General features: G+C 68.3%; 13 protein-coding genes. All 13 read left to right on the forward strand.

The features are described 5' to 3' along the window. The 13 genes from AC3WMR_RS07465 to AC3WMR_RS07525 all read left to right on the forward strand — a co-directional run bounded on the left by AC3WMR_RS07465 (position 1) and on the right by AC3WMR_RS07525 (position 12,297). The gene (locus tag AC3WMR_RS07465) at positions 1 to 888 is read left to right on the forward strand and encodes an alpha/beta fold hydrolase (protein WP_492263412.1); all 888 of its coding nucleotides are present in this window, start codon (positions 1 to 3) and stop codon (positions 886 to 888) included. Between the two features lie 128 nt (positions 889 to 1,016). After that, positions 1,017 to 2,039, forward strand: coding sequence for a Bug family tripartite tricarboxylate transporter substrate binding protein (locus AC3WMR_RS07470; RefSeq protein ID WP_492263413.1), 1,023 nt, complete (start codon positions 1,017 to 1,019; stop codon positions 2,037 to 2,039). 163 nt (positions 2,040 to 2,202) lie between these two features. After that, a complete protein-coding gene (locus tag AC3WMR_RS07475) occupies positions 2,203 to 3,042 on the forward strand; it encodes a transporter substrate-binding domain-containing protein (protein ID WP_492263414.1) in 840 nt (279 codons plus the stop codon). 35 nt (positions 3,043 to 3,077) lie between these two features. Further along, positions 3,078 to 3,941, forward strand: coding sequence for a transporter substrate-binding domain-containing protein (locus AC3WMR_RS07480; RefSeq protein ID WP_492263415.1), 864 nt, complete (start codon positions 3,078 to 3,080; stop codon positions 3,939 to 3,941). Next, entirely contained in the window at positions 3,938 to 5,353 is a 1,416-nt protein-coding gene (locus AC3WMR_RS07485; RefSeq protein WP_492263416.1) for an FAD-binding oxidoreductase, read from the forward strand. Before AC3WMR_RS07480 ends, AC3WMR_RS07485 begins: the two co-directional genes overlap by 4 nt. Further along, on the forward strand, positions 5,350 to 6,597 hold the full coding sequence (locus tag AC3WMR_RS07490; RefSeq protein WP_492263417.1) for an aminotransferase class I/II-fold pyridoxal phosphate-dependent enzyme: 1,248 nt from the start codon (positions 5,350 to 5,352) through the stop codon (positions 6,595 to 6,597). The genes AC3WMR_RS07485 and AC3WMR_RS07490 overlap by 4 nt, the downstream gene beginning before the upstream one ends. Beyond that, entirely contained in the window at positions 6,594 to 7,331 is a 738-nt protein-coding gene (locus AC3WMR_RS07495; protein ID WP_025138491.1) for an amino acid ABC transporter permease, read from the forward strand. The genes AC3WMR_RS07490 and AC3WMR_RS07495 overlap by 4 nt, the downstream gene beginning before the upstream one ends. After that, positions 7,321 to 8,142, forward strand: coding sequence for an amino acid ABC transporter permease (locus tag AC3WMR_RS07500; RefSeq protein ID WP_492263418.1), 822 nt, complete (start codon positions 7,321 to 7,323; stop codon positions 8,140 to 8,142). The genes AC3WMR_RS07495 and AC3WMR_RS07500 overlap by 11 nt, the downstream gene beginning before the upstream one ends. After that, entirely contained in the window at positions 8,129 to 8,980 is an 852-nt protein-coding gene (locus tag AC3WMR_RS07505; RefSeq protein WP_492263419.1) for an amino acid ABC transporter ATP-binding protein, read from the forward strand. Before AC3WMR_RS07500 ends, AC3WMR_RS07505 begins: the two co-directional genes overlap by 14 nt. A gap of 29 nt (positions 8,981 to 9,009) precedes the next feature. Further along, positions 9,010 to 9,636, forward strand: coding sequence for a cysteine dioxygenase family protein (locus tag AC3WMR_RS07510; RefSeq protein ID WP_492263420.1), 627 nt, complete (start codon positions 9,010 to 9,012; stop codon positions 9,634 to 9,636). Next, positions 9,633 to 10,841, forward strand: a complete 1,209-nt coding sequence (gene metC, locus AC3WMR_RS07515; RefSeq protein ID WP_492263421.1) for a cystathionine beta-lyase — start codon at positions 9,633 to 9,635, stop codon at positions 10,839 to 10,841. The genes AC3WMR_RS07510 and metC overlap by 4 nt, the downstream gene beginning before the upstream one ends. Positions 10,842 to 10,963: 122 nt before the next feature. Then, the gene (locus AC3WMR_RS07520) at positions 10,964 to 11,311 is read left to right on the forward strand and encodes a VOC family protein (RefSeq protein ID WP_175193533.1); all 348 of its coding nucleotides are present in this window, start codon (positions 10,964 to 10,966) and stop codon (positions 11,309 to 11,311) included. 56 nt (positions 11,312 to 11,367) lie between these two features. Further along, positions 11,368 to 12,297, forward strand: a complete 930-nt coding sequence (locus tag AC3WMR_RS07525) for a CysB family HTH-type transcriptional regulator (RefSeq protein ID WP_492263422.1) — start codon at positions 11,368 to 11,370, stop codon at positions 12,295 to 12,297. Positions 12,298 to 12,391: the final 94 nt, after the last annotated feature.

Raw genomic sequence — 12,391 nt, forward strand, 5'->3', positions numbered from 1 at the left:
ATGGATACGTTCAATGACGCCGATATGTTCGCGCTGGATGGCGTGCCGTTTCGGCATCGCCGCGTGCGGGTGGACGGCCTGGGCTACCACGTGGTGGAAGGCGGGGCGGGGCCGGCGCTGATCCTGCTGGCGGGCTTTCCGCAGAGCTGGTATGCCTGGCGCCGCGTGATGCCGCTGCTGGCGCCGCACTTTCGCCTGTACGCGGTGGACCTGCCGGGCCAGGGCGATTCGGACAAGCCACTGGACGGCTACGACACCCACACGGCGGGCGAGCGCCTGCGGGCGCTGTTCCATACGCTGGGCCTGACGCGCTATGCGCTGGCCGGCCACGACATCGGCGCGTGGATCGCCTACCCGTACGCGGCGCGCCATGCGCACGAGGTCGAACGCCTGGTGCTGCTGGACGCGAACATTCCGGGCGTGACGCTCAAGCCGGCCATCGAGTTGGGGCCGGACAACTGGAAGAGCTGGCATTTCCTGTTCAACACGGTACCCGACCTCCCCGAAGCGCTCTTGGCCGGGCGCGAGCGGGTGCTGATCGAATGGTTCTTCAGCCGCAAGACGGCGAACAAGCCGGGCGTGTTCAGCCGCGAGGACATCGACGAATACGAACGCGTGTACCAGACGCTGGGCGGCCTGCGCGGGATGCTGGGCTATTACCGCGCGGCGCACCAGGACGCCATCCAGAACCGGGCGCTGCGCGAGACGCCGCTGACGCTGCCGGTGCTGGCGCTGGGCGGCGACCAGGGCAGCGCGCCCGACCTGTACCAGGCCTTGCAGCCGCTGGCGCGCGACCTGCAAGGCGGGGTGCTGGCGGACTGCGGCCACTATCTGCCCGAAGAGCAGCCGCGCGAGCTGGCGCGGCGCATGCTGGCGTTTCTGGCGTAGGGCACCCAACGCCCGCCGCACATATCTCACCCACGGCGGCGCGGCATTTCCACATTGCCTATCGGTATTTGGTGGCCGCCTGGCGCGCCCCTATCCTGGTTTTCGTGAAGCAATCCAGGAGTCTTTCGATGGGCAGTCAACGCAGATCCGTCCTCAAGGCCGCACTTGGCCTGGCGGCAGGCGTGGTGGTGGGGGCGGGGCTATTGAGCAACATGACGGGCGCGGCGCCGGCGGTCGGCGACGACGCGAGCCGCTATCCGACCCGGCCGGTAAAGCTGATTGTGCCGATTGCCGCAGGCGGCAGCGCCGACAAGCTGGCGCGCACCGTGGCGCAGAAGCTCGGCGAGAAGTGGGGCCAAAGCGTGGTGGTCGAGAACCAGCCGGGCGCCAGCAGCGCGATCGGCAACGCGGCCGTGGCCCACGCACGCGGCGACGGCTACACGCTGCTGCTGGGCGGCGACGCCCTGTCGCTGAATGCGCTGCAGCCCGGCAAGCAGCACTACGACCCTGTACGTGATCTGCAAGGCGTGACCAAGGCCGTCATCAACCCGCAACTGCTGGTGGTGCGGCCTGGGCTGGGCGTGACGACCTTCCAGGAATTCGTGGCGCTGGTGCGCCAGCGGCCCGGCGAGATTTCGCTGGCGCTGCCCGGTGGCAACGGCAGCCTGCAACACCTGGCGGTGGAACTGCTGAACGAGCGCATCGGCGCCAGGACCAACCAGATTCCCTATCCGGGAGGTGGCCCGGCCATGCTGGACGTGCTGGGCGGGCACGTGGATGCGATGCTGATCACGCTCGCCGCCGCCACCGAGAACGTGCGGTCGGGCAAGCTGGTGGCGCTGGCGGTCACCACGCCATATCGGTCCAAGGCGCTGCCAGAGGTGCCGACCATCCAGGAATCGGGCCTGGCGGATTACGCGGTGGAAAGCTGGCAGGGTTTCGTGGTGCCGGCCTCCACGCCCAAGCCGCTGGTGGATCGCATTCATCGCGATGTGGTGGCGGTGCTGCGCGAGCCGGAGACGGCCGCCTTGCTGGAAAACCTGGGGTTTTCGATTGCGGCGAGCACGCCCGAGGCGGTCGACCAGACGGTGCGGGACGATATCGCGACCTACCGCCGCGTGATCGCCACGGCGGACGTCAAGCTCGATTGAGCGAGGGGCGGGCGCGAAGTTCGGCAGCACGCCCCGAGCGCGCGCGCCGGGAGCACGCCCCCGGCGCGCCAGCGGTTTCATATCCATATCTGAAAGTCTTCTTTGTGTTGAGCGCCGCGGCCACGCAGCATAGAACTCCGTTCAATGCATACGGCACGACAACATGAAAACTCGCAATACCCCCGGCCTGTTCCTGCGCACGGCTGTCGCCCTGGCCCTGGCGGCCGGCGTGGGCGCCGCCCACGCGGATGCCACGCTGGACAAAATCAAGGAACGCGGCACCGTCACCATCGGCGTGCTGGCCAATGGCGGCGTGTTCGGCTCGATCGACCCGAAGACGCAGGAACTGGTCGGCTGGAACCCGGACCTGGCGCGTGAACTGGCCAAGGGCCTGGGTGTGAAGGCCGAGCTGGTGCAGGTGCAGACCGCCACCCGCACGCAATTCCTGATCTCGGGCAAGGTCGACCTGCTGATCGCGTCGATGGAACTGAACCCCGAACGCGCCGAGATCCTGGGCTACGCGCCCACGCCGTTCTTCCGGGTAGGCGGCGCGGCCGCGACCCGTCGCGACAGCGGCATCACCAAGTGGGAAGACCTGCGCGGCAAGCCCGTCTGCGTGTCGCAGGGCAGCAGCTTCGCGCGCCCCTTGCAGGCCGACTACGGCGCGGTGGTCAAGGGCTACAAGAGCTCGTCGGATTCGCTGCTGGCGCTGCGCGGCGGCCAGTGCGTGGCGGCGGTGCACGATTCGACGCTGATCCACCCCTTGTTGCGCAGCAACCCCGAATGGGCGGCCTACCACGCGCCCATCGGCAGCGAGGTGTTGCCGGCCAACTCGGTGGTCTGGACCCGCAAGGGCGAGGCCGACACCATCGCCGCCGTCGACAAGGTGATCCAGGGCTGGCACCGCACCGGCTGGCTGATCGCCACGGAAAAGCGCCTGGACATCGAGCCGGCGCAGCCGCTGCTGCAAGAGCTGCATGACAAGTACAAGCAGGGCAGCTGAGCCCGGTGAATGGCAAGCACGTGTTGGATAAGACGATGACCAAGCAAGCAATGAAGTGGGCCGCCGCCTTGGCGCTGGCGGCCCTGGCGACGACGGCGGCGCATGCCGACGCGACGCTGGATCGCGTCAAGCAGCGCGGCAGACTGGTGGTGGGCGTGGACGGCGCCAGCCCGCCGTTCGGCGTGCTGGACCCGGCCACCGGCAAAGTCGGGGGCTTTCAGACCGAACTGGGCCGCGACATCGCCCAGCGCCTGGGCGTGGCGCTGGAAACGGTGCCCGTGACCGCGGCGACCCGCGTGCAGTTTCTGCAAGCGGGCAAGGTGGACCTGCTGATTGCCAACATCCAGTGGACCCAGGAACGCAGCGAGATCCTGAGCTATGCGCCCACGCCCTACAACCTGGTGGGCGGCGCGGCGATGGTGTCCAAGCGCAGCGGCATCAAGCGCTGGGAAGACCTGAAAGGCAAGGTGGCCTGCGTGTCGCAAGGCAGCAATTTTGCCAAGCCGCTGCAGGATACCTACGGCGCGGTGGTGAAGGGCCTGCGCAACATTCCGGAATCGCTCCTGGCGCTCAAGGGCGGCAGTTGCGATGCGTCGGTGCACATCCAGCCGGCGCTGTACGAGACGCTGCATGGCCCCAATGGCAAGGAGTGGGACGGCTTCGAACTGGCCACGTCCGACCAGCTGATTCCGTCGCCGACGGTGATCTGGACGCGCCGCAACGAAGCCGATACGCGCGCTTTCGTCGACGGCGTGATCCGCGATTGGCATAAGTCGGGCTTGCTGGTGCGAGAGGCCGAGAAATTCGGCGTGCCCGCCGACTACCTGAAACAGGCCCAGGCCGACGCCCAGGCCGGCAAGTTCGACAGCGCGCCGCCGGAGGCGCAGGCCAAGCCATGACGGCGCACGCCCCATTGCTGGCCGCGCTGCGCGCGCGGCTGGGCCAGGACTGGGTGGTAACCGGATCGGACGCCGCGCCGTTCCTGACCGATCATCGGCGCGTACTGCACGGCCAGGCGCTGGCGGTGGCGCGGCCGGCCCATGCGGACGACGTGGCCGCCGTGCTGCGGCTGTGCCGGGCGGCCGGCGTGCCGGTGGTGCCGCAGGGCGGCAATACCGGCCTGATGGGCGGTGCTACGCCGGATGCCAGCGGCCGGGCCGTGGTGCTGTCGCTGGGACGCCTGAACCAAGTGCTGGCCATCGACACGGACAACGACACCATCACGGTGCAGGCGGGCTGTGTGCTGGCGCAGGTGCAGGAGGCTGCCAGCCAGGCCGGCCGGCTGTTTCCGCTGAGCCTGGGGTCCGAGGGCAGCTGCACCATCGGCGGCAATCTGTCGACCAATGCCGGCGGCACGCAGGTGCTGCGCTACGGCAATGCGCGCGACCTGACGCTGGGGCTGGAAGTGGTGACGGCCGAAGGCGAGATCTGGAATGGACTGCGCGGACTGCGCAAGGACAACACCGGCTATTCGCTACGCGACCTGTACATCGGCAGCGAAGGCACGCTGGGCGTGATCACCGCGGCCACGCTGAAGCTGTTTCCCAAGCCGGTCGAGCAAGGCAGCGCGCTGGCGGGCCTGCCGTCGATCGAAGCTGCGCTGGCGTTGCTGTCGCTGGCGCGGCGGCGGCTGGGCGCGCAACTGACGGCGTTCGAACTGATCGGCCGGCCGGTGCTGGACCTGGTGGCGCGGCACGTGCCCGAGCAGCCGCAGCCGCTGCCGGCGCTGGCGCAACCCTGGTATGCGCTGCTGGAAGTGTCGGCCAACGAGGCCGGCGCCGCCGACGCCTTGCTGCGCCTGGCGCAAGCCGCGCTGCACGAAGGCGTACTGGAAGACGCGGCGATTGCGCACAGCCTGCAGCAGGCCGCCGCGTTCTGGCGGCTGCGCGACGAAGCCATTGGCCTGGCGCAGGCGCGCGACGGCGGCAACGTCAAGCACGACATCTCGGTGCCCGTGTCGCGGGTGCCGGCATTTCTGCAAGGCGCGGCGCAGGCGCTGCACGCGCTGGACCCAGGCCTGCGGCCGATGGCGTTCGGCCATCTGGGCGACGGCAACCTGCACTACAACGTCTCGCACGACCAGGCCGGCCCGGTGGGGCGCCTGTTCGAGCAGGAAGCCCGCATCCACGACCTGGTGCACGCCCAGGCCCATGCCCAAGGCGGCTCGATCAGCGCCGAACACGGCATCGGCCAGGTCAAGCGCGACGCCTTACCCCATTTCAAGAGCCCGCTGGAACTGGCGCTGATGCGTCGCGTCAAGCAAGCGCTAGACCCCCTGAACCTGATGAATCCCGGAAAGGTCCTGTCATGACTGAATCCCTGTTTCCCGGCGTTTTCTCGCGCCGCGCTCGCGGCGTGGAACTGTCGCCCATCGCGGCTGCCGGCGCACGCGCCGCGCGGCTGGCGGCCGAGGGCCGCTCGATTGTCGTGCTGACGTCGGGCGAGCCTGATTTCGATACGCCCCAGGCCATCAAGGACGCCGCCGCGGCGGCGCTGGCCCAGGGCCAGACCAAATACACGCCCACCGCCGGCACCGCGGCGCTGCGCCGCGCGGTGGCCGACGATTATCGCCAGCGTCACGGCCTGGACGTGCAGGCCGGCCACGTCATCATTTCCAACGGCGGCAAGCAGGTGATCTACCTGGCCCTGGCCGCCACGCTGGACGAAGGCGACGAAGTGGTCGTGCCGACGCCGTACTGGCCGACCTTCCTGGATTCGGTGCGGGTCAACGGCGGCACGCCGGTGCTGGCGCCCACCGACCAGGCCGATGGATTCAAGCTCACCCCCGACGGCCTGCGCCAGGCGCTGACGCCGCGCACCAAGTGGCTGATCCTGAATTCGCCCGGCAATCCGTCGGGTGCCGTCTATCGCCACGACGAACTGGCGGCGCTGGCCGCCGTGCTGCGCGAGCATCCGTCGGTGCTGGTGCTGTGGGACGAGATGTACGAGGAAATCTGGTTTGGCGAGCCGCCGACGCATCTGTTGCGTGCGGCGCCCGACCTGGCCGGGCGCACGCTGGCGGTCAACGGCGTGTCCAAGGCCTACGCCATGACCGGCTGGCGCATCGGCTGGGGCGTGGGCCCGGCGGCGCTGATCGGCGTGCTGGAAGCGGTGCAGTCGCAGGTGTCGTCCGGCCCCAGTTCGCTGGGCCAGGCCGCGGCGCTGGCCGCCTTGCAGGGCGTGGCGGACGATTTCGTCGAGACGGCGCGGCAGGCCTATGCGCGCCGCGCCCGCGTGGTGGTGGATGGCCTGGGCGCCGTGCCGGGGCTGCGCGTGGCCGTGCCGCAAGGCTCGTTCTTTGCGTGGATCGGCGTGGCCGGGCTGATCGGCCTGGCGCGTCCGGATGGCCGTGTCATCGCCGATGACGGCGACGTGGTCGACTGGCTGCTCGACGCCGAAGGCGTGGCGGTGGTGCGCGGCGCGGCCTACGGCCTGTCGCCGTACCTGCGGCTGTCGTTCGCGGCGTCGGATGCCAAGCTGCAGGAAGCGGTGGTGCGCATCGGCCGCGCGGTCGCGGCGCTGCGGCCGGCCAAGACGCTGGAGGCCGCTGCATGATCGAACAGGTGCTGCAGGCCTGGGTGCATTTCTTCAAGCCCCTGGGCCTGAACTACAGCTTCGTGCTGGACCCCGGCGAACTGGCCGCGTTCGGCCATGGCCTGCTGGTGACGGTGCAGCTGTGCCTCTGGACCATTCCCGTCAGCCTCGCGTTCGGCGTGCTGATCGCCGCCGGGCTGACCAGTGGCCGGGGCTGGCTGGCGCGGCCCTTGCAGGCGTTTGTGGAACTGACCCGCAACACGCCCACGCTGGTGCAGCTGTACTGCGCCTTCCTGGTGCTGAACATGCTGATCACGCAGAAGCTGGGCGGCGGCAGTCCGATCACCCCGTTCATGTGGGTGGTGATCGTGGTGGCGCTGCACAAAGGCGTGTTCCACGCCGAGGCCCTGCGCGCGGGGATCGAAGCCGTGCCGTCCGTGACGCTGGAGGCCGCGCGGTCGCTGGCGTTCTCGCGGCGCCAGATCCTGGCGCAGGTGCAGCTGCCGCTGGCGCTGCGCTTTGCCTTGCCGGCGCTGGTCAACAACCTGGTCGACCTGGTGAAGATGACCGCGATTGCATCGGCCATCGCGGTGGGCGACGTGACGTACGAGTCGATCATGATCTGGTCGCACCGCGACAACGTGCTGGAACTGCTGCTCTTGATCCTGCTGTATTTCGGCCTGCTCACCTGGCTGGTGAGCGTGGGCGGGCGCTGGCTGGAAACCCGTTTGAGGATGCCCGGTTATGGCCAATGATCTGGCATTGAATGCGCAGGCGTCCCGCCGCACAGGTGGTTTCGGGCCGGGCGCGCTGCTGCGCGATCCGTGGTTCGTGCTGCTCCTGGCGCTGGTTGCGCTGGGCGCCGGGTGGGCGCTGACGGACACCACGCCCGCGGCGGTGCGCTTTTTGTGGCAATGGTCGCCGGCGCTGCTGCGCGGGCTGGGCATGAACGTGCAGATCAGCGTGCTGGCGATGGCGCTGGGCACTGCGCTGGGCCTGGTGATCGGCGCGCTGTCCTTGTCGCCGTCGGCGCTGCTGCGGCGTCTGACGCGCGCCTATGTGCTGGCGTTTCGCAACGCGCCGATCCTGGTGCTGGTGTATTTCACCACCTACGTGTTCCCGTTCGAGCTGAACCTGGGGCGCTGGAACCTGCCGTTTCCCGATTGGATCAAGGTCGTCATCGGACTGGGCCTGCCGGCCAGCGCCAACGTGGCCGAGATCTTTCGCGGCGCGATCCAGTCGATTCCCGAGGCGCAATGGGAAGCGGCGCAGTCGCTGGCGTTTCGCCGCACCCAGGTGCTGCGCATGATCGTGCTGCCCCAGTGCGTGCGGCGCATGCTGCCGTCGTGGATGAACCTGTACGCCAGCATCACCATGAGCACCTCGCTGGCCTCGCTGGTGGGGGTGCACGACCTGGTCGATACGGCCACGGTGGCCAGCAATACGGTGGCGCGCAGCGACTTCACCGTGCTGGTCTATTTCACGCTATTGGCGCTGTTTTTCGCCTATTGCTATCCCATCTCGCGCTGGACGCGCTACCTGGAGCGACGCTATGCGCACCACTGACACCGGCGCGCGCGCCGCCGCCGACACCCCGCTGGTCCGCTTGCGGGACGTGCACCTGGCCTTTGGCCAGGCCGAGGTCCTGAAGGGCATCGACGTCGAGGTGCGGGCGGGCAACGCCGTTTCCATCATCGGGCCGTCGGGCTCGGGCAAGTCCACCATCCTGCGCTGCATCACCGGCCTGTTGCGGCCGCAACGCGGCGAAATCGAGGTCGGTGGCGTCCGGGTGGATGCCCTGAAATCCGAAAGCGAGTTGATTGCGCTGCGCAAGCGGGTCGGCTTCGTATTCCAGCAGTACAACCTGTTTCCGCACCTGAGCGTGCTGGAAAACCTGGTGATCTCACCCATCAAGGTCAACGGCCAGCCACGCGCCCAGGCGCAGGCGCTGGCGCGCGAACTGCTGGCCAAGGTGCGCATGGATCACAAGGAAAACGCCTATCCCGGTGAACTGTCGGGTGGCCAGCAGCAGCGCGTGGCGATCGCCCGGGCGCTGGCGCTGCGGCCCGAGCTGATCCTGTTCGACGAGGTGACCTCGGCGCTGGACCCGGAGATGGTGGGCGAAGTGCTGACCGTCATCCGCGACCTGGTCAACGACGGCCTGACCTGCGTGCTGGTGACGCACGAAATGCGCTTTGCGCAGGAAGTCAGCGATACGGTGTACTTCACCGAGGCCGGCCGCATCGTGGAATACGGCCCGCCGGCCCGCATCTTCAGCCATCCCGACAGCGAACGCACCCGCGCATTCCTGCAACGCGCGTCGGCCGAACCGCCGGCAAGGCGCGGGCAGCCCGACCCGATCGACGATTACCTGACCTTTGATCCGCTGCGTCTTGCAGTGTGACCTTTTTTCCGACCTTCCGGAGAACCGCCATGACGACCGAGACTTCCGTTTCCCAAGAACGCCGCCGCCAGGTGCAGGATGCCCTGGCAGACATCCGCGGCTTGCTGGCCGCCGCGCCGCTGACCCGTGACCTGCTGGCCCGCGTGACCGAACGCCTGGAGCAGTTGGCCGAGCAACGGGCGCTGTTTCCCTCGGCCGACTTTCCGCCGCCAGCGCCGGGGCAGGGCGTGGGCGCATCCACCCGCTACCGCCTGAATCCGGACGACGGCGCGGGCGAACCGGCGTTGTACCTGAATTCGATCAACCCCGGCAAGACCACCTTGCCGCACAACCACACCACCTGGGCGGCCATCGTGGCGCTGTCGGGGCAGGAACTGAACCGCGTCTATCGCCGCAGCGACGATGGCTCGCAGGCCGGCCGCGCCACGCTGGAACAGGTGCGTGAAGTGGTGGTGCAGCCGGGCCAGCCGGTGTCGTTCCTGCCGGACGACATCCACAGCATCCACGTGACCGGCGACGAACCGACGCTGCACTTTCACCTGTATGGCCAGCCGCTGGAAACCTTGTCGGGCCGCATCGGCATCGACCTGGCCACCGGCGAGATCGTGAACTACAACGCTACTCAGATGAAGCCCGGCCAGGAGCAGCGTGCATGAGCGGCCTGGACCAAGCCCACGTGCAGACCCGCCTGGTGCACGCCGGCAGCCCCGACCTGACTGGCGGCGCCGGGCCGGTGAACGTGCCGGTGGTGCGCACCAGCACCGTGCGTTTTGCCGATACCGCCACGCATGCCGCGCTGAACGGCCAGCGCGCGGCCGGCGAGCGTGTCGCCACCTATGGCCGCCATGGCCTGGATACGCACCAGGCCCTGGAAGCCGCGGTGGCGTCGCTGGAAGGCGGCTATCGCAGCATCCTGGCGCCGTCGGGCCTGTCGGCCATCGTGCTGGTGCTGCTGGCAACGCTGGCGCCGGGCGAACACGCGTTGGTGTCGGACAGCGTCTATTCGCCGCTGCGTCGGGTCGACAAGGCGCTGCTGCAGCGTTATGGCATCGAGGTGCAGTATTTCTCGCCGGGCCGTGACGACCTGGAAACGCTGATTCGCCCCACCACGCGCCTCCTTTACCTGGAATCGCCCAGTTCGCTGCTGTACGAAGTGCTGGACCTGCCGGCCCTGGCCGCCACCGCGCGCCGCCATGGCGTGCTGGTGGCCACCGACAACACCTGGAGCGGCGGCCTGTACTACCAGCCGCTGGCGCTGGGCGCGCACATCTCCATCCAGGCCGCCACCAAATACCTGGCCGGCCATTCAGACGTGATGATGGGCGTGGTGACGGTCGACAGCGCCGAACTGGCGCAGCGCATCGGCGCCACTTACGACGCGCTGGGCCTGGCGGTGGGTGCGGACGATGCCTACCTGACGCTGCGCGGCATCCGCACGCTGGACGTGCGCCTGGCGCGCCACCACCAGAATGCGCTGAGCGTGGCCGAATACCTGTCGCGCCATGCCGACGTGGCGCGGGTGTTCTACCCGGCGCTGCCGGGCGACCCCGGCCACGCGCTGTGGCAACGCGATTTCAGCGGCGCCAGCGGCCTGGTGTCTTTCGCATTCCCGGCAGGGCAGCCGGGCGCGGCGGCGCGCTTCATCGATGCGCTGCGCTACTTTTCGATCGGCGCCTCGTGGGGCGGCTATGAAAGCCTGGCGCTGCAAGCCACGCCCGAACGCCTGGCCGAGCACAGCTTCTGGGAAGGGACGGGCGAAGTGGTGCGTCTGCACATCGGCCTGGAACATCCGCTGGACCTGGTGGGCGACCTGGACCGGGCCTTTGGCGTGGTGCGCGAGAGCCTGCGCCGCAGCGCCTGACGCATATGCAAATGACTCCGTGTCTTAAGGGTTTCTGATTATGTAGAAGCAATTACAACCTCTTTGTCCGGTTGTACCCCCGGGTACTAGAATTTGCCTTGTTCCACGGTTGGCGGCAGGGCATGTCTACTATTTCATCCATCGGTTCGGTACAGCTTTCCTTTGTGGCGCGGCGGCTGGACGCGGTACGCGAGTTCTACCGCGGCGCCATCGGGCTGGACGAAGTGCCCGCCCCGGGCGGCCAGCTGCTGTTCGCCCTGGGCGATGCGACCCTGTCGCTGTCGCCGGTGGCCGAGGTCAGCCGCGAGGTCAAGCCCGACTACCTGGCCATCAAGACCCGCGCCTACGACGATATTCTGCTGCGCCTGCGCAATGCGGGCTATCACCCCGTCTGTTCGCTGCCTGACGCCGGCCAGCGCGTCATGTACGTCAAAGACCCCTCCGGCAACCAACTGGCCTTTCTCGGCTAGGGCCGGGCAAGGCTTTTTCCGGTTCAATCCGGACCCTTCCAGGCCCCAGCGAATCCATGAACTTCCAGCAATTGCGTTCCGTGCGCGAAACGGTGCGCCGTGATTTCAATCTGACCGACGTGTCGGAAAGCCTGCACACCTCGCAGCCCGGCGTCAGCCGCCAGATCCGCGAACTGGAAGAAGAGGTGGGCGTGGACATCTTCGTGCGTTCGGGCAAGCGCCTGATCGGCCTGACCCCGCCCGGCGAACTGATCCTGCCGCTGGTCGAGCAGATCTTGCAGTGCGCCGACAACATCCGCCACGCGGGCGCCGAATACGCTGACAGCCGCACGGGCGTGCTGTCGATTGCCGCGACCCATTCCCAGGCCCGCTACGCCTTGCCGCCGGTCATCAAGGAATTTCGCCAGCGCTACCCCGAGGTGGTGCTGCACCTGCACCAGGGTTCGCCCAAGCAGGTATCGGAAATGCTGCTGGAAGGCGAGGCCGACATCGGCGTGGCGACCGAGGCGGTGGCCGATTATCCGGGCCTGCTGAACCTGCCGTGCTACCGCTGGAGCCACAGCATCATCGTGCCCAAGGGCCATCCGCTCAGCGCGCACGAAGGCGGCATCAGCCTGTCGCAGCTGTCGCGTTACCCCATCATCACCTATGGGCGCGGCTATACGGGGCGGGCGCACATCGACGAGGCCTTCGCGCGCGCCGGCATCACCCCGGACATCGTCATGACCGCGATGGACGCGGACGTGATCAAGACCTACGTCGAACTGGAACTGGGCGTGGGCATCGTGGCCGCCGTGGCCTGGGACGCCGAGCGCGATACGCGTCTGTGCGCCATCGATGCGCGCCACCTGTTCGAGATCAACCTGACCCGGCTGGCCATCCGCCGCGGCGCCTGGCTGCGCGGCTACGCGTTCCATTTCATCGAGATGTTCGTGCCGACGCTGACGCGCGCGGTGGTGGACCAGGCGCTCAAAGGCGAGGGCTGAGCGGGAAGGCTGTGCGCTGCCCGCATATCCATAGACGCATTTCTACGTTGTCCGCGCCGGGGCGCGGACGTAGGCTGGTCCGGTTCTTCAACCT

The organism is Achromobacter sp. FW305-C-28, from assembly GCF_058783235.1.

What these genes read in the sequence shown, in the direction of transcription:
- AC3WMR_RS07465 (WP_492263412.1), top strand. Translation starts at nt 1, where the DNA reads ATGGATACGTTCAATGACGCCGATATGTTCGCGCTGGATGGCGTGCCG.
- AC3WMR_RS07470 (WP_492263413.1), top strand. Translation starts at nt 1,017, where the DNA reads ATGGGCAGTCAACGCAGATCCGTCCTCAAGGCCGCACTTGGCCTGGCG.
- AC3WMR_RS07475 (WP_492263414.1), top strand. Translation starts at nt 2,203, where the DNA reads ATGAAAACTCGCAATACCCCCGGCCTGTTCCTGCGCACGGCTGTCGCC.
- AC3WMR_RS07480 (WP_492263415.1), top strand. Translation starts at nt 3,078, where the DNA reads ATGACCAAGCAAGCAATGAAGTGGGCCGCCGCCTTGGCGCTGGCGGCC.
- AC3WMR_RS07485 (WP_492263416.1), top strand. Translation starts at nt 3,938, where the DNA reads ATGACGGCGCACGCCCCATTGCTGGCCGCGCTGCGCGCGCGGCTGGGC.
- AC3WMR_RS07490 (WP_492263417.1), top strand. Translation starts at nt 5,350, where the DNA reads ATGACTGAATCCCTGTTTCCCGGCGTTTTCTCGCGCCGCGCTCGCGGC.
- AC3WMR_RS07495 (WP_025138491.1), top strand. Translation starts at nt 6,594, where the DNA reads ATGATCGAACAGGTGCTGCAGGCCTGGGTGCATTTCTTCAAGCCCCTG.
- AC3WMR_RS07500 (WP_492263418.1), top strand. Translation starts at nt 7,321, where the DNA reads ATGGCCAATGATCTGGCATTGAATGCGCAGGCGTCCCGCCGCACAGGT.
- AC3WMR_RS07505 (WP_492263419.1), top strand. Translation starts at nt 8,129, where the DNA reads ATGCGCACCACTGACACCGGCGCGCGCGCCGCCGCCGACACCCCGCTG.
- AC3WMR_RS07510 (WP_492263420.1), top strand. Translation starts at nt 9,010, where the DNA reads ATGACGACCGAGACTTCCGTTTCCCAAGAACGCCGCCGCCAGGTGCAG.
- metC (WP_492263421.1), top strand. Translation starts at nt 9,633, where the DNA reads ATGAGCGGCCTGGACCAAGCCCACGTGCAGACCCGCCTGGTGCACGCC.
- AC3WMR_RS07520 (WP_175193533.1), top strand. Translation starts at nt 10,964, where the DNA reads ATGTCTACTATTTCATCCATCGGTTCGGTACAGCTTTCCTTTGTGGCG.
- AC3WMR_RS07525 (WP_492263422.1), top strand. Translation starts at nt 11,368, where the DNA reads ATGAACTTCCAGCAATTGCGTTCCGTGCGCGAAACGGTGCGCCGTGAT.